At 30.0% G+C, this 17,741-nt stretch carries 15 protein-coding genes and 2 pseudogenes; 3 read left to right on the top strand and 14 right to left on the bottom strand.

The window, feature by feature from the left end; genetic code table 11:
• Positions 1-9: 9 nt before the first annotated feature.
• From AC0L0O_RS21010 to AC0L0O_RS21025, 4 genes and pseudogenes are all read right to left on the bottom strand, one after another.
• Positions 10-1,263, bottom strand: a complete 1,254-nt coding sequence (locus tag AC0L0O_RS21010; protein WP_163247817.1) for an MFS transporter — start codon at positions 1,261-1,263, stop codon at positions 10-12.
• 958 nt (positions 1,264-2,221) lie between these two features.
• Positions 2,222-3,142 (bottom strand): annotated as a pseudogene (locus tag AC0L0O_RS21015) (S-layer homology domain-containing protein); the annotation flags it as partial.
• Positions 3,143-4,934: 1,792 nt separating this feature from the next.
• Complete coding sequence (locus AC0L0O_RS21020; protein ID WP_473786046.1) at positions 4,935-5,399, bottom strand: DUF5065 domain-containing protein; 465 nt, start codon at positions 5,397-5,399, stop codon at positions 4,935-4,937.
• A gap of 915 nt (positions 5,400-6,314) precedes the next feature.
• Positions 6,315-6,422, bottom strand: a complete 108-nt coding sequence (locus AC0L0O_RS21025) for a YjcZ family sporulation protein (protein ID WP_243501055.1) — start codon at positions 6,420-6,422, stop codon at positions 6,315-6,317.
• 400 nt (positions 6,423-6,822) lie between these two features.
• On the opposite strand from AC0L0O_RS21025, the gene AC0L0O_RS21030 reads away from it, so the two are divergent.
• Positions 6,823-7,113 carry an LCI fold-containing protein gene (locus tag AC0L0O_RS21030; RefSeq protein ID WP_473786047.1) on the top strand — a complete coding sequence of 97 codons (291 nt, stop codon included), beginning with the start codon at positions 6,823-6,825 and terminating at the stop codon, positions 7,111-7,113.
• Between the two features lie 650 nt (positions 7,114-7,763).
• Here the strand turns inward: AC0L0O_RS21030 and AC0L0O_RS21035 are convergent.
• A pseudogene (locus tag AC0L0O_RS21035) lies at positions 7,764-8,656 on the bottom strand (helix-turn-helix domain-containing protein).
• A gap of 342 nt (positions 8,657-8,998) precedes the next feature.
• Between AC0L0O_RS21035 and AC0L0O_RS21040 the strand changes: the two are divergent.
• On the top strand, positions 8,999-9,133 hold the full coding sequence (locus AC0L0O_RS21040) for a hypothetical protein (protein ID WP_270728302.1): 135 nt from the start codon (positions 8,999-9,001) through the stop codon (positions 9,131-9,133).
• Between the two features lie 187 nt (positions 9,134-9,320).
• Here AC0L0O_RS21040 and AC0L0O_RS21045 read toward each other — a convergent pair whose 3' ends face one another.
• The 9 genes from AC0L0O_RS21045 to AC0L0O_RS21085 form a co-directional block, all read right to left on the bottom strand.
• Positions 9,321-9,548, bottom strand: a complete 228-nt coding sequence (locus tag AC0L0O_RS21045) for a hypothetical protein (protein WP_473786048.1) — start codon at positions 9,546-9,548, stop codon at positions 9,321-9,323.
• 81 nt (positions 9,549-9,629) lie between these two features.
• A complete protein-coding gene (locus tag AC0L0O_RS21050; protein WP_473786049.1) occupies positions 9,630-10,442 on the bottom strand; it encodes a DUF6973 domain-containing protein in 813 nt (270 codons plus the stop codon).
• A gap of 322 nt (positions 10,443-10,764) precedes the next feature.
• Entirely contained in the window at positions 10,765-11,160 is a 396-nt protein-coding gene (locus tag AC0L0O_RS21055; RefSeq protein WP_473786050.1) for a hypothetical protein, read from the bottom strand.
• Positions 11,161-11,637: 477 nt separating this feature from the next.
• Entirely contained in the window at positions 11,638-12,240 is a 603-nt protein-coding gene (locus AC0L0O_RS21060; protein WP_473786051.1) for a DUF421 domain-containing protein, read from the bottom strand.
• A gap of 583 nt (positions 12,241-12,823) precedes the next feature.
• The gene (locus AC0L0O_RS21065; protein WP_473786052.1) at positions 12,824-13,462 is read right to left on the bottom strand and encodes a DUF2953 domain-containing protein; all 639 of its coding nucleotides are present in this window, start codon (positions 13,460-13,462) and stop codon (positions 12,824-12,826) included.
• Positions 13,463-13,836: 374 nt separating this feature from the next.
• Positions 13,837-13,980 (bottom strand): hypothetical protein, encoded by a 144-nt coding sequence (locus AC0L0O_RS21070; protein WP_473786053.1) that lies wholly within the window; start codon positions 13,978-13,980, stop codon positions 13,837-13,839.
• A 211-nt stretch (positions 13,981-14,191) separates the two neighbouring features.
• On the bottom strand, positions 14,192-14,578 hold the full coding sequence (locus tag AC0L0O_RS21075; RefSeq protein WP_473786054.1) for a YidH family protein: 387 nt from the start codon (positions 14,576-14,578) through the stop codon (positions 14,192-14,194).
• A gap of 16 nt (positions 14,579-14,594) precedes the next feature.
• Positions 14,595-15,407, bottom strand: a complete 813-nt coding sequence (gene lgt, locus AC0L0O_RS21080) for a prolipoprotein diacylglyceryl transferase (RefSeq protein WP_473786055.1) — start codon at positions 15,405-15,407, stop codon at positions 14,595-14,597.
• A gap of 759 nt (positions 15,408-16,166) precedes the next feature.
• Positions 16,167-16,373, bottom strand: a complete 207-nt coding sequence (locus tag AC0L0O_RS21085) for a spore coat protein (RefSeq protein WP_473786056.1) — start codon at positions 16,371-16,373, stop codon at positions 16,167-16,169.
• A 243-nt stretch (positions 16,374-16,616) separates the two neighbouring features.
• Between AC0L0O_RS21085 and AC0L0O_RS21090 the strand changes: the two genes are divergently transcribed.
• Positions 16,617-17,510 carry a cation diffusion facilitator family transporter gene (locus AC0L0O_RS21090; protein WP_473786057.1) on the top strand — a complete coding sequence of 298 codons (894 nt, stop codon included), beginning with the start codon at positions 16,617-16,619 and terminating at the stop codon, positions 17,508-17,510.
• The last annotated feature ends 231 nt before the right edge of the window (positions 17,511-17,741 follow it).

Below are 17,741 nucleotides of genomic sequence, written 5' to 3' on the forward strand. Positions count from 1 at the left end.
ATCTTCCCTTCAAAAATTATTTGCTCTTATAGGTTCGTGTTTATGTTTCACCCATAAATATTTCTGCAGTGAAACTCCAATTACTCCAATGACAACAAGCCCAATCCCGCCATAAACATAGAGTTGAGTTACTCCAAACAAATGCACTAATGGACCACTCATAGCAGGAGAAATAATTAGAACTGCATTTGTTAAACTGCTTTGAATACCAAATACTCTTCCTACTTGATCTTGATCAGATTCTATTTGTAAAATGACTTGATTAGATACAAGCATCAGCCCACTTCCAATACCAGCGATAAAACTAATCAGATAGGCCAAAACGAAGACCGTACCGGGCGTTATCAAACCAATCCCCCCAAAACCAATTCCCATTAAAACCATGCCTCCACATACTACCCAACCATATTGAAATTGTTTTAATTTCTGAGTTAGTAATGCACCAAGTATTCCGCCAAGACCAATAATAGAAATGATATATCCCATTTTACTTTTATCATGTGGGAATAAGCTCTTAAATAAAGTCGGGAATTGTGAGTCTACTAATTGTAATACTGCCATGGCTATTGTAACGAAAATCATAGTTGATAATATTATCCGATTAGATAACACATAGCCCCACCCTTGTACCCAAGCGGCCCAAGTGCTTTGCTTTTGCTTTTCAACAAGTTCTTTCGATATAGTTTCTTTGAACTTTATTGTTGGTATCAGAACTAACGTAGCTAATAAACAACTTATAGCTCTTATAATTAGGCAGAACTCTGGCTGAAACCAGCTCAGCAACATGCCCCCTATAAGTGGGCCTACTATCTTGGTACCCTGCTCTACTATTCCGTTGATACTTACTGCTTTAGTAAGCAAATCTGGGGATACAATCTGTCTTGTTAGTGTTTGTTGTGCAGGATAATAGAAAACAATAAAAATGGAACGAATCATTAATGCCACTAAGAGCCAGTGGATATTTTGTACAAATAAAAGAGCAATTGTTATTAAACCAACCATCAAATTACAGAACATCATAATTGGAATTTTTCTAAAACGATCTGCAATAACACCTGCCCATGAGCCAAAAATAATTCCAGGAAGTGCATATGCAACAGGGATCAATCCAATCATAGTAGGATCTACTTCCCATTCAAACCCAACTATAGTCATAATCGCTAACATATCAATAAAAACACCAAGCATAAGCAATGAATAGGCAGAGAAAACTTGTAAATAAACCCTATTTCCTAATAGGCCTTTTGAATCGGTAGTTTTCATAAAATGTGCTCCTTAAATTTACTAAAACGGATGTTTTGGTGTACACAATACCTCTTTTTTGCACATAATTTATAACTCTACATATATCCATCCGAAATTTAATAGTATTCAAACTTCAATAACTATAAAATTCAATATCTTTGGTATAATTTATGCATTCAAATATATTTATTTTTAGTTTTTATACGTTCACTTCTGACCCTAAATAATCTTTTTTACCTATAAACGTGGACAAATTAAATGATTTCTAGTTATATCGTCATTACAACCACAGTAAAAAACGATAATATTTCATTAATTTATCTGAACAACTTTCTTTGATTTTCATATTCTACAAGCTAAAACTCTACTCAATGAAAATAATCCATTAATAGCTATCTAACCCTAAAATTCACAATAGTTAAACCATCCAAATTACACCCTCTTTTCAGAATTGTCTTTTTTTTCTATTTAAAATACTATCACACAAATTTTCTAGCTACTATCTTCATAAAGTTGAAATAATCAAATTGGAAAATTCTGATAAAACAAAGTGAATTTGCAATTATCTTACTTAATATTATTTTCACAAATGCTATTGAGTCCTAACAAACGATATAATCCTCTTTTTCCACACGTATGTTAGTACAACAAATGATTTTTTCATTTAGAATGCGCTTATTACTAGTTTGGTTTTCGCATAAATCAATCCTATTTATCCTTCCTTTTTTACGCTTCTCTTTATTTGTATCCTATACGATACAAATTTCTTTTTTCTTATGCATTTCTTACAATTTCCTTACGTTCAAATCACTTCTATAATTAGGGGGTTTTCATTTTAAAACCTTTAGGGGAATAAATCTCACGATTTCATTGAAGCTGGAGTAATAACCCTGTACCCAATTATCATGTACATCTCTGATGTTTCCTTTGATTCCCCCTCAACTTTTACCACAGTTCCAACCGGCAACAACAATTCTTCCATTTGGAATTGTTTTCCCTCGTAGGTTACACCGCCTTTTTGAATAACACCGTTATCGTCTGCATAATACCAATGGGTAGTTTGAGAGAACCATCCTTTTTGTGCAGCTCCACTTACCTTATCAAAATAGTAGTCTTTCCCGTCTACAGTATTCCATCCGGAAGCTAGATTACCATTTTTATCGAAGAGATATGTATCATCCCCTGAACGCAACAATCCAGTATGTTTCACGCCTGGTTTGTCATAATAGTATTTCTTTTTTTTATCTACAAACCAGCCAACTGCGTCATTATTTTTTTTACTTGTTGCCATAATTGTCCTATATAAGAACATAGAAAATTGCTCTCTTGTGACAATTCCATTTGGATTAAAATTGCCGTCCCCTGTTCCATTTGTTATTTTGTTACCGGCTAATATTTTGACATATTCGTTGGCCCATTGACCTTTCATATCCGTAAATTCAAAATTCCCTTGCGGCTTTAAATTGAATGTTCTGACAAGCAATGTAGCCATTTCAGCACGCGTCATATTATTTTTCGGATTGAATTGTTTCTCTACATTTACGGTAAATATGCCCCGTGCAGTAAGTGCCAAAATTGCCTTTTTAAAATTGCTGTCACCAATATCAACAAATGGATTATTTGCACTATCTTGCGGTTTCAAATATCGATACAAGAAAGCAGCAAGATGTTCGCGAATAATAGAATCCGTAGCACCGAAATATCCATTTCCATATCCTGTTATAATCCTATTCTCAGCCATATACATCATTTCTTTATATGCCCAGTGGGTTTTAGGAACATCAATAAATGATAATGGATTCCCTTGACTATTTTGTTCTGCATATGCTGTTCCCACTGTACTGAATAATAAAACACATACTATAGAACTTAGAAATAATTGCTTAATTTTGTTCACAATAGACCTTTTATTTAATTGTTAAAAATATAATTTCAAAATCAGCAATTATTTTATAATTAATTATTAGTTTATATAAAAATATAGATAATTATATGTATTTCGCTAATATCGATATTTCTGTCAAGTACAAACTAAGTAATTTTATTTAATCTATAGTTATTAACAGGCCTCACTATACAACTAAAATCATTACGATCTAGAGTAGGATTTAAGAAGAAAAAATGGAAGTACCGCCTTCACGATTTGTGAAGGGGTCAGTATACATTGAAAGGGTACTTCCATTTTAATATGTAAAAGAAAAAACTCGTATTGATAAAATTAACCTTTTGGTTTTTGCTGCTTTTAATTCACTATAAATTAAATTCATCCTATATATATTTTTTGTGTTCCTCATTAGACATGTATATTTTATAAATCATATTTTTTATGCAATATTGCATAAAAAACACCTGTTACTCCTGTTATAATGTTGAATGTAAACTGTTGCATCCAACATTTTATAATCTTCTATATTTATTAATATAGAGACCCTAATTGCAGGAAAAAGGAAAGAATATTGGTGGTTCTTCCCTTTCCCCTTATTTTTTAACTATCTGATGATTCATTCTATAGTCTAAAATATTTTTATTAATGAAACCTGTTAAAATACAAAATTTTAGTTAGCAAACGAGAAATAAACACTTCATTATTATTTCTGCTTTATTTAAAGGACTTTTTTTCTAATACAATAAGAAAAACAAAAAGAACTTCTAGAAATCACTACAAGTTCTTTTTTCTTTAAAGCGATTACACGGGACACATAAATTATCTCATTATTCATAACGGGGAAAACATATTGATTACGGCTTGATTTCATTATATAACAAATATTAAAATCCTGAGTTTTAATGTTTGAAAATTACGTAAATTAATAAATATAGTCCCATCTTTCCTCTAAAAATCTCATTTATTGATTTTATATAAACTGGTTTTAAATCAACGTTGATATCATAATAGATTAATTAACTATTATAATATGAATTTCATTTTATAACTAAATATAATTTTCGAATATATGTTAATGGTGTTTTCTTCTGTTTTTTACTTATATGATTCAGAAGTTAGTTATGGGAAAATGAAACAAACATTTGTTTAAAATATTTTAGTTATGAAACAATGTTTGAGATATGTGAAGAATGGATTTACGGGTTCAATGGTCCGCTTTGTTAAATTATGCTTTTACTATATAAATTTTATATAACAAAGAAAAAGAACATATTTTCATAGTTGCTTAGGTAACAAGATAAACTAAGGCCCTCTTGTCCACTATAAAAAAAATTTTGATTATTAATTCGCCAATTAGGGGGCATCATACATATCTATCAACTTAAGAATTTTATAACGTCCCAAAACAAAAGATTGTACATTTTTACCTGACATGTCAATTCTTTTATTTTGGGGTATTTGCGTTTCTTAAGCTAATGGACATGAAAGGACTAGTAAAAACTAAGTATACAATAGTTCATCCGGAATTTTAAAGAAAGGGAATACGAATGATAAATTACTTGTCCTTGGCAGAAGCGATCTTACTCTATTATCGTAGTTAATTATTTATGCTCCCATTACGATACCCTTTTTCTGATAAAACAAAAAAACGGATACTTCCATCATAGGAGCGTCCGCTATAAATATACTTCTATATGGTTAGTATTTTTCTACCCTAAAAATTCCTAAAAAGAATCTACTATTAAATCTTCGATACCTCTTACCTTACTCTGAAAACCCCTAAAAGGGAGTTTTGTTATTGATATTATTTTAAATAAAATACGTCTGTATTAAACGTTCCTAAATATACAGAACCTGAAGATGTTGTTTTGTACGTATCAACTTTCAAACGATATTTTCCCTTTTCATAAATGCCTACGCCATCATAATTGACTTTACCAATATCAATGTTCATTCCTACATATTCTCCAGGTACAAACCAAGAAATTAAAGGTTTGTTCACATTTTCCCACTTGCCATTTGCACGCTGAATTTGTGGTTGCATACGAAGCTCAACTTCATAAGCCTTGTTGTCATTTTTAATTTTAATATTTATATATGAATCTGTAACAACATAATGAATTGCTTTTGTTGTATTTACGCTAGCTCCGTAACCTGAAGCCGCAGCTGCTTTTGATACGGGGTTAACTAATTCTAGAGTAGCTACACCTCCTAATGCGATTGCTGAAGCCAACATTGTCATACCCATTTTCTTTTTCCATGGTTTCATGTGAAATCCCTCCCAATTTCCAATGATTTTATCGTGTTAATTTTACTGACTCTGTTTACATTGTATCAATTGAACCAGCAGCATTTTCAACTTCAACTTTCACACGGAAAGTACCTATTTCAGCGATTGATTAGCCATTGCCTGTTGAAACAATAATTTCTTTATTTTTACAAACTGGTAACATAGCCCCCCTTCCAGATTCATTCCATTACGTCGAAATTAAGGGTATTAATTCTATTAATATGTTATAAATCTCATTTTAAAATCCCATTATAATAATATTAATTTTCTCTCTTCTTTGCATATTTACAACATGGAGAATACAGAGACAACTCTTTCAAAACTTTATTAGGGGAAAGTTTTAAAAAAACATTATAATAATATTTACATAAATGTAATATGTAGTAAATTGATACATTAAACACTAACTATTCTTAATATTTAATAATCTTATTCTTTGCACTACAAAGAGCAACATTAACATTTCAAAAAAACAAGCAAAGTACGTTTAGGTAAAGATATCCAGATTTCTCCTTATTAAAAATAAGTCAGCTCTTTTATATAAAAAGGATGTAAGGTTTGTAAATTAGTCAAATGTAACTCCTCAATATTCTATGCACCAAAGAAATTGACATATTCCCAATGTAGAGATCCTCCCCCTATCAGAAAAGAAGAGTTCCATACAACAATGATGAAAGTGAACTAAAGTTTATAAAGGTATACCTTTAAGAACAAAATTTTAATCCACATAAAATCAAGGTTTGTCATGTTTATAAACATTTATTAATCCCTATTAACCTTTATAAACTTCTTAACGTACCATTTTCTTAAAATGATATGGTGACCCCTATAAGCCGAAAATTATGTTCTTCACATAAAGAAAAGACACCCAAAGGCGTCTTTTCCGACAGTTTTTTAGCAGAAGCAGCTGCACCCGATAATGATTAATAAGATAAAGAGTACAACAAGTAAAGCAAACCCTCCAGCGAAACCACAGCCACCGCAACTACCACTATATCCCATAACAATAGTTCCTCCTTTAAGTAAGAGGGAAAACAAGGGTGTACGCATATAATTTGACGGATTCAATTTACTTTATGTTTTTGCGAAGAAATTGAGCAGGTCCTTTTTAATAAAAAAAAGACGCCATAAAGCGCCTCCCATTTGGGTAAATAAGAAGTAAGGTTTCAAAGATAACTGAAAAAAATAGAACAGTTGCTTAGATTTTATTACTATTTTTTTCTGAATGAACATGTATTATTACATATCATTGTAAATCCCTGTATTTTCCATTCGATAAAATATATTACAAATATTCACAAAGTTTAAATAAACATTTCTACAAATTCAAAATATTTACAATAATTTTGAAGGTGGTACATTTAAGGTGCAAGTTATAAAAAATATTTAAGGGGGATTTATTATGTTCAAGAAATTAGTAGTAGGAGCATTAGCAACTGGTATTGCATTGACAGGGGGGGTTGGGGCAGCTTCAGCAAGTACAGAAAGTACAGCAAGTTCTGTAAACGAAATGGCGCCAATATGTGAATCTTATTACTATATTGGTAATGGTAAGTATGAAAGATACATTTATTATTCTGATGAAATCTATCCTGATTCTTTTCAAGAGTACACTTGTCATGGGTTAATGCAGTGGCATTTAAAAAATATTGATGGGTCTGGAGTAGCTCGTTATGAAGGAAGGGTACAATAGAAAATAGATATCTGTATGAAAAGCCTCAATATCTGAGGCTTTTTTCTTTGTGTAGGTTTTTTTAATGTATAAAGAAAAGACACCCTAAGGTGCCTTCCTCCGACTTGAACCACATTCATTTTGTATAAATTTATCCGTATTATCCCTTTGTTTATACGTGTAAACACATCCTATAAAACAGAATCGTCTATATACACTAGATTGTTAGTTTACAAAGCATAAGAGATTTGAGATCAGTAATAGAGTGAAGGCATATCTTTTATAATGGTCAATATGTTACGTCTTTTAAAAGAATCTGCTTTATAGAACATGTCCACAATTTATATTTTACTACATATAATATTCATTTAGTGTAAATTTTGCATATATGTATAATTACATAATTTTTATGAGAAATAGAGAGTATAAATTGATATTGTGTAGTAAAGATAAGGCCCACCTACGGAAATAGGTGGGCTTTTTTATTCGGTACTACTATCTCATTGCACAAAAGGGACTTTGCATTAAAATAATATCATATTCTTAAAGTTTTTATATTGAGAAATAAAGAGAAGACACCCTAAGGTGCCTTCCGACTTGAACCACTTTATTTTTAATAATATAGTGCTAAGTTTAAAAACTATAGGGATTTGTAGGTAATTTTTACGAAATTATGAGTGTTTTTCATTCTGTATTTCAATAAGTTTTTCTTTAATCATTTGTATATAATGTTCTTTTTCTGTTAATTCAAATATAAATAATGCTTTTTTCATGTTATTAACAACAGCTTCTTCATTAGGTTGTTTAAGTTTTAATAAATTCGAAGCTTTAAAATAGTATCATTCACCTAATAGGTAGAGAGTATTTAGATTTATAGCTATTTTGATGCCCTTGTCACTGTATTTTATTGATTCTTCATATTGATTCATTAGATTTAAACATTTCGTTAAATTAAAAACGACTTTTAATTTAATTTCTTTATCTCTAGGGAAATCCATATTGTCAAAATTTCTTAAATATCTTTTTAATATATTAATAGATTTTTCATATTCTTTATTTTCCGCATATAATATAGCAATTGATTGCATAATATCTATTTCTCTTTCTGATAAACAATGAACATTCGTTACAGTTAGTTTTAATGCATTATTTAAAAGAGTTAAAGCAGTTTTTATTGATCTATTCACTTCAAATATAGCAATTGCTTCATGCCATATTAGAAATTGTTTCTCTTCTTTTGTTTGAAAATTATTTAAGTATTTCTCTTTTTTTACTATTTCATAAAGTTCTTTATATTGTTTTTGTTTTAAGCAATCTTTTATTACACATTTTACATTTTCTATATATTTAATTTTTTTGTTTTGAGTTAGTGCAAATATATTATTTGGATCAACACCAAGTCTTTCAGATAATTGATATAACAATATACTAGATGGATAAATCACACCTTTTTCGATCTTGCTAATTTGACTTTGTGAACATATTCCATGACATAATTCAGATTGTGATATATTTTTTTCATTCGAAGTTCTTTAATGGTAATACCCAAATCGTTAAATTCCATTTTCTCCACCTACTATTTAGCGCTTTATTAGTATAATATTCTTTAACCTTAATGTAATGTAAAATTAATATAGTTGCAATTATTGTTTGTTGTAAAGGTCTTATCCTTTCTATAGGAAGATGAGGCTTTTTTTGCATAAAAAAAGACACCCTGAGGTGCCTTCTTTTAGCTAAATAACCACTTCAAATGTAAAATATTTATAATTATAAATAGATCAGCAATATTTCATATCATAATTATTTTATCATGTTTTATAAATCTTAAAAACAAACTATTTAACTATATCAATAATAAAATTTTATACATACAATGTATTAAATCTAACAGAAGGGAGGGTTCGCCATGCAATTAGTATGTTTTAGAATAGTTGATGGTCAATACTTCTTATTTGTAGAAGATATCCAGATTCCTGTACCAATTCCAGCGCTTGTTGCAGCTCTATTAATTGGTTTAGGATTAATCCCGCTTTGTTCCTAATTTAAGGGATTCCAAACAGTTCTACCTTTCAATTGATAAGCCCTCAAGTGTATAAATACTTGGGGGTTTTCTTATAAAGAAAAGACACCCTAAGGTGCCTTCTGACTTGAACCATTTTAATTATATTTATTGGGTAATCCTATTTTATAACATCAGTAATATAAGATATATAGTTAGAGAATTGTTTTTAAGAACAACAGTATATTGCTTTATCAAATGATTTTTCAGGAATATAGACTTTATCACCCTCAATTTTGTACTCAATATTATTCCTTTTTAGGATTTCAGTGTTAACGGTATCAACACTATCACCCCATCTTACGAATTTCGTATTATCTTCTTTTTGATAGAAATAAAATGCTATTAACAAAATAAAACATGACAAACATAGGAGAACTATCTTTTTTTTGTTCAAAACAATCACCTCTTTATTTGATTTGTAAAAAAAAAAACCTGTATAAAAAATAATACAGGGTTTTTTTTACAATACTACTTCTTAGCTATTTCTGTCGCCATTTGTTCTAACTAATTGCTTATTAACGATTCTAGCAAGACCGCCATTTGCTACTGCATTTTTTAAATGATTGCTGTATTGTTCTATACTCCAAGAATAATTGTTGTATGCAAGCATTCTACCAATCCAGTTATTATGTAAATCCATTTCTAAATCAATTCCAGAAGCATATTGCTCATGAGCATTCGTCCAAATTTGCGCTCTGTCTTCTCCAAAATCACGTCCTTTATTACCACCTAAACGTTTAACAAGGGAGGCGTTCCAAAATGAATGTCTAAATGCATCTCCATTCCCTTGATTAAGTGAGGCCTGACTGTAATGATTCTTAGCTGCTTGTATTGCTGTAACGCCGCAAGCACTATAAATTGCGAATTCAAAAGGATTATTCTTAGCTAAGTTAACTTCAGCATCGGATAATTTACCAAATCCAGGGATTTCATATGAATATGCTGCAGCATAAGAAACGGTTTGGTTATTTTTAATTTTTTCAGCAACTAACTGATTTAGTTCATCTGTAGACTTACTAAATTCTGCATTTTTAACTTCTTCATAAATAGCATTTAAAGATTCTAAACTAATAGATTTAACTTCTTCAGTAGTTAAATACTGTTTTCCTTGTTTTGTATCATTGATGTTTAATATTTTTGCTTTTGCAGGCATGTTGGACTTAAAAGCTTCTACTTTTGCTGTATCTGCTTGCGCTGCATAAGAATTACTTGGCAATACCACTCCACTTAACATTCCTAAAGTTAATGCTGTAACACCTAATCGCTTTAAATTTTTAACTTTTTTCATAATTTCCCCAAAATTTCCCTAATATTTTTAGTACAATTAGAATTGTAATATATATCTTTTTGGATTTCAATATTTCTCTAAAAATTTTAAATAAATGTAATTTTTTTATTTTTTTACTAATTTGTTGTTAATTGGATTTAGAATAAGTACTTTTAGGGAATAATCATCTTGTAGTATTTTTAAACTAAAAAAGACACCCTAAGGTGCCTTCCTCCGACTTGATTAACATGAGATTTTTCTTATAGTACAAATATATCTGGGTTCCCACCCAACTTTGTTTCACCACATCTATTCATAAATTTTAATTAATTTATGGTTTAGACTACACACATTTATACATTTCAAACACCAAATCGTCTAACTTACTTGTCCATCTTAATCCAGAAATTTCAGGGAAAAGAGATCTATAATTACCCCAGTTTAAGATATGAATATCCTGAAATTCTAAATCCTTTAGCGAGGATATACTCCTAGCATTATATGCAGGTTTATGTACGTAAATTAACAATCTTTCAGCCAAGTCAATTTCAACTGACCATTCAGTTTCAGTTGGGTTTTTAGAACCATGAAACCTTCCAACATATATTTTAGTATTGTTAGAATCGTTAGTGTCCAGCCAATTTTCTTGGGAAATTCTTTTTCCTAGAGTCTGAAAATCGGCTTTTCCAATATACAACAGAACATCATTAGCATATATTGGGTAATTTCCTGTATGCATGCTGCTTCATTAGGGAAAAACCCATTTCCTTGTAAAGTCGCTTTTGGAATTATGGACACAAATTTTTTTGCGGAATTCAAATGAAAAGGTCTGCTTATTCAGCAGACCTCCCATCAAAAGAGATAGCTTAAGAAAATTCACAGAAAATCCAAACTTATCTTGATGAGCATGTATGGTGAGCCCAATTAGTTTTTGCTGACTGCCCTATTACAGAAATTTCTTAACAGGAGTAAATAAAATAAAATTAACATTTACGATACTTAAAACTCTTTTCTATATAATTGGGATTAACTTTTTAATTGGAATAGTTGGAACTAGTATTTACATGGACTATATTAAGTAGTTCAACTTTTCATTTCTTTGAATAAAGTTCAGTATTCAGTTAATGATAAGAACAAGCTACTTTTCCCCAAAGTAGTCCTTTGTTGCAGTGTTTGTAAGAGCAGTTTGCTTTCGCTAGCTGCTCTTTTTTATTTCTCACTTTAAATCATGATGTTTCGAATCAGATTGATCATCAATTTCTTGAAATATATTTGAATTATTATTTTTTGCTTGTAAATCTGTTGGATTATTCGATAGTATATTTTGATTTAAAATTTGAGGTTGAATTAATCTTTTTAAGTCTCCTACTGTTAACGGCTTAGCATCTTCTTTTAATTCATACCCTAATTGACCATTTGGTTCTAACGTTGCTGTTTTTACATCTCCAATTCTTGAAATCCCTTGGTTACGTAATCTCATTTCTAATTGATCTACTGTTAAACGCATTTTCTTCAAGTTAGAAACATTTAAAATACCGTTTTCAATCACTATTTTAGATTTGCCAGTAATAAACTTCTCAAATACATTAGATTTTAATTGGAGATATTCTATAATAACTACTGAAATGACAAATATAAGTGCACTTACAATAGCCTTTAATGCACTTTTTTCTACAATAGGTTGTACAATAATTGTACCAATAGAAATCATCACTACAGTTTGTGCTAATGTCATCTGCGAAATAGACTTTCTACCTGCTACTCGTAATAAAAGAATGCCGCTCAAAATTAAAATAAATGATTCCCATATAAAATTCATATAATCCCCCTCTAACAAAGAATCTCCATTTTACATTTCCCTTTTGTACTCGAATTAATACTTTACCTACTATTTTGCAAGATGTGCTTTTGTAATAACCCTGCATAACATTTTGAATCGCGTATACACTATTTTTGTAAGTGCAGCGTTTCTTTTGTACAACGAGCAGTTAGTTTTATTAACTAACTGCTTTGTTGTGCTTACTAAAGTTTTTATTTCGCTTTCTTGTATATCATTTTTGCTTCTGCTCATCCTATAGCTGTAACCTTAAGTTACAACGTGTTGTGGGTATCGTTCTTGTTGAACAATAAAGCAGTCAGTTCATTGAGCTAGCTGCTTTATTATTTAAATAAACACCACCACTTAATAAGTACAAACTAACGTTTTTGTTCACTTGTTCATTGCAGTTATGTAATATTCATATGATATTCTTTTTCAATATTAATTTTGTTCATAGAGTACCTTGAAAAGCACTCTTTCATTTTCGAATGTAGTCTTATCATAATTACTAAATGTAAAAAACAGTTAAAAAGTTGCTGAGAATGAACGCAATAAGTTGCTTTCTCTTTTTTATTGTCACCCTTTATATTTGAACTGATTTTTCTGTGCTAACAGATTGTTGTTTTTTCATGAATATAAGTAACATAAATACAGTTATGATTGAACGATAAATATGAAATGACGCTGTTAACTCACACCTAGATGCAAAACCTTTCCCTTGGAATACAGGTGTAATTTCAAGCTCTGGTATATCAATAATGTGCATATATTCTCCAGCAACTCCGACAACCATTCCTTTTATTGACCACGCAAAACCCGTTATGATTCCAGTACTAGCTGCGTCCCCTGTGCCAATTTGTGAATGCCATCTCCATTGATTGATTTTAACTTTTTTTAGATTTTTTTTAAGTACAGAATGAATATCTTGCAACTTTTTTGCTATCTCTCCAATACTATCAATCTGTGCCATTACTTTATTTTCAATACCGCCCTCTTCTTCCGCTTTTTCAATTTTTTGTCTAGTCTTTTTTTTCTGCTTTTCTATTCTCTCTAACACATCGAACGTATACTTGAATTTCCATATTTTAACTTGTAGTAAACACTGTTTTTCTATTTCTGTATATAAGAAAGTAACTTTCAAAGATATTTTCAAAAACAATATAAACAAAATAATCAATAACAAAATCCCAATCCCAATTACAAGCCACTTCATGCTTATCATCCTTTCATTCCATATCCATTATCGACATGCTCAAGGAATATTATACAAATTCTGAAAATCACGTATGAACAATCATCTTTAAACAATGAACAACATACAGCGTCTATCTTAAAATCCTTGTTTTGCAATCATAATAATTAAATAGCATGGTAGAATGTTAATCGTTAGAAAGAACAAAAAGTACACGATTTTTGAAATGCTACTATATAACTAAAAACACCTCTTACTATCGAACTTAATTAGATACGATAGTAAAAGGTGTTTCTGCTTGTTCTATTCCATTAAATCACTATATATATTGTTCTACTTCAATTAGTCTATTTTATATTTATGAGCTAACTGTACGTTAATGATAAATCTTATATTATATCCTATTATTGATTATTATTTTCTTGAATTTCTTCAGAAGATTCTTCTGTTGGATCTGGCTCATCTTCATCAACGCCATTGCAATCATATAACAAACCTACAGATAAAACAGTGGACATAAAAACAAGTAAATATTTTCTTTTCTTCATGGGGTAGCACCAGCTAATATTTTAAATTACCCTCTAAATGAAAATTTTGTGTTTTTATAGCATAAAAATTTATTTTTTTCCTTTTGAGGGTGACTTGTTTTCTTAAATTGATGGACATGGGGTTCAGCCGAGATATATGTAAAAATAGGTCATAATGCTACATTATTTACCAACAGTTGTTTTTTAGGATATTGGTAACATAAATCTTGCATCATATAATGAGCAAAAAATAAGATGCAATCACTAAAATAATCACAATCACTAAAATTGATAACCCTACTATTAATGCTGTATGTGCTTTAAATGTTTGTGAGTTAATGCTTCTACGCTTAATCAGATAGTGTGTTGTTGCAGTAATAATAATACATATTCCAGCAACAACTGATCCTACTCCAATGCCAATAGCAATTTTATTGTTTAATGTGGAAAGCTCTTTTCGAACAGCTAAATGAAGATTAGCTACAAGAAATCCCAAACCGGCAATGGTAATGGCAGTGCGAAGCCAAGCCAGGTAGGTTCTTTCATTGGCTAAATGTTGCTGAATATATTTCGAGTCCACTGTTTCAAATGATTTTGATTTAACCTTGTTTTGTTCCATTACATAGACCACTCCATTAATCGGCAGTATAGTGTAGTTGTGCGTATCCCTTCTTACGTCTATACAACGCGATAAGAATGCTACAAATAATGCATCCAAGTGAGACTAACTGAGCAATTCTAATATGGGATGTTAACATAAGACTATCTGTTCGTAAGCCTTCTACAAAAAATCTTCCTATGGAATACCATAATAAATAGGTTAAAAAGATTTCTCCCCTTTTTAAATTGGCTTTCCTTAATAAAAGTAATAGTATTACTCCAATAATGTTCCATATAGATTCATATAAAAACGTTGGTTGATAATATGTACCATTTATGTTCATTTGATTAATGATAAATTCCGGTAAATGAATAGATTCTAAAAAATCTTTTGATACAATTCCTCCATGAGCTTCTTGGTTCATAAAATTTCCCCAACGTCCGATTGCTTGACCTAAAAGTAAACTTGGCGCTAAAATGTCAGCCATTTTCCAAAATGAGAGATTCCGTTTTCTTGTAAACCATATAGTTGTTAATACAGCACCAATAATGCCACCATGAATTGCAATTCCCCCATGCCAAATTGCGAAAATTTCTTCAGGGTTTTGCTTATAAAAGCCCCATTCAAATACTACATAATATATTCGTGCTGAAATAATCGAGATAGGTAAAGCAAGAAAAATTAAATCAGAAAATGTTTCTGAAGAAATCCCACGTTTTTTCCCTTCATTATTAGCTAAGATAAACCCTAATATAGCTCCGATACCAATAATAATTCCATACCAATTTACATTTAGTGGCCCTAAGTGAATTGCAATAGGGTTTAAAGGTTGAATTTGTCCTATCATTGGGAAAATACCCCTTTTCATTTAAGAAATATAATAATATTTACAATCTATGTTAAATCTATTATACATTGAACTTTATCAATATATAAGTGAAGTTTGGTTCAGATATCTTTAAAAACAAGGTATATCCTAGATTCCATTCCCATTATATTTTTTCCATTTTTTATGGAACTAAATTTTCTCAGTATATATTTCCGTTAAAATGTGACGGTATCCCAAATATTATTTTTAAGCGAAATGAAAATAAAGAAAAGACGCTCTAAGACGCCTTTCTTTAGGCAGATAAAAAGTTAGATTTCCAATCTAATATGAAAAATATAAGCAGTTTCTTAAGCTTTATCATAAGTTTATAATAATTTTTAATGTAATATTATATATTGTTAATAATAAAGATACTCCAAACAAGTTCATCTTTTAATCGCAGTTTAGAAGGAACAGATTCATTGTCTTCTTTTGAAAGCCTCCCGTTAAAAGACTATACGCTCTACTTGGGATTTACTTCCAATTGAGTGGTACCATTTTATACATTTCAATTCAATGAGTAATAGTAGAGACATCAAAAATAAGATCAATCCGATTAATTAATTTACCTTCTGAGGAAATCCTAAAATCAAATCTTTTATATCTCTCTATAAAATGCTTGTTTCACTTCCTTGAAATATAACATAAAATAATTCATTGAGTATCCTTTTTTATTTCAAATCAAGATTCTTAGCAGTGTTTAAAGTAAATTACATGAATTCAAAGTTAATTGTGTGGTTAAAAAGATTGATTAACAGGTTGGTATATAATAACTAAAGTTTGCACTTCTGATTCTGGAGCTGTAGATAATGTATAATATCCTTTTTCGATCCTATATTTCCATGCATCGTATGCATGGCTACCACTATTTAAGAAAGTATTTTCTAAGAATGTTCTTAAGTTAGGGTTTGCGTATTCTAATACAGAACCAGCATAATTTAACATTGCTGACCTTTGATTTTAAATGCTTATTCCTTTATTTTAAATCATATATTTATATATTTAAAAATGAAGTAATACGGATTTTGTTTTTTCCCAATCTTTTTAAATATGAATAATATATGAATAATTTCTCTTTATCATCTTAATATTTTTATAACATGCTATTATATAGATGAAATGGAATTAATTAGAACTATTTTATTAGAAATCATATCCCTATTTTTATTCAAGAAGGAGGGAAAAATTATGAATAGAAGTTCCGTATCATCTCTATTTGCTGCTTGGATAAGTGTAATTAGTAATTTAATTATTTGTTTATTAAAAATCGGGATTGGCATAGTTTTCCGAAGTCAGGTATTGATAGCAGATGGTATTCATAATGGAGCTGACATTTTAGCATCTGTTACATCTTTAAGTTCCATAAAAATTGCGGATCAACCTGCAGATAATACATACCCATATGGTTATGGGAAAGTGGAACACATATCTTCTGGGATTATCTCTATTATCCTGATGCTTGCTTCTTTCTTTATGTTGTATCAATCAATAGAATCTCTTTTTCACCCTTCTAATGATGCCCACATAATTACATTCCTTGTAGCAGTCGCCTCACTTATTTGGAAATTAATTTTATATTCGTACACGATACATATTGGCCAAAAAGAAAATAGTCAAAGTTTAATAGCAACTGCCTATGATCATCTTGCAGATGTATACACTTCATTAGCTGCAATTTTAGGAATCGGTATTACATTACTTAATAATATATTTCCAATCCCCTATGCAATTTATAGTGATCCCTTTTTTGGAATAATAGTTTCAATACTAGTATTTAAAATGGCTATAAAAATTGGAAGAAACTCTTTAAAAAACTTGATGGAAGTTTGTCTACCTGCAAAAAAATGCACTGAATATCAAAATCTTATTCAAGTGCATCCTTATGTAAAACAAATTAACAAACTTTGTGCTCGGGATTATGGTCGTTATATTATTATTGATGCCCAGATATGTATTCCTGAAGAGTTAACTATCTATCAAGGAAATAAGGTTTGCAAAGAAATCCAAACTATAATTACTCAATATGACCCTAAAGTTAAAGAAGTTTTTATTAATTTAATACCATGGGATAAAAAAAGATAGTTTTATTTTTGAATAAAATACTTTGGTTTAACATGAAATGTTCTGCATAGAGCATGTATCTGATTGAATGCTCTGTTAATACTCATAAATCGATAGTTCTACTTCACTCAATTTATGAGTATTAACATCTAATAATCCAGCAGCTTCCCCTTGAGACATTCCGAATAAATACCGAAGTTCTGTTGACTTCTCTCATTAAGATTACTCGCAACATTTCGTTTCCACTGAATA

It is taken from the genome of Bacillus sp. GS3m_15504 (assembly GCF_055825275.1).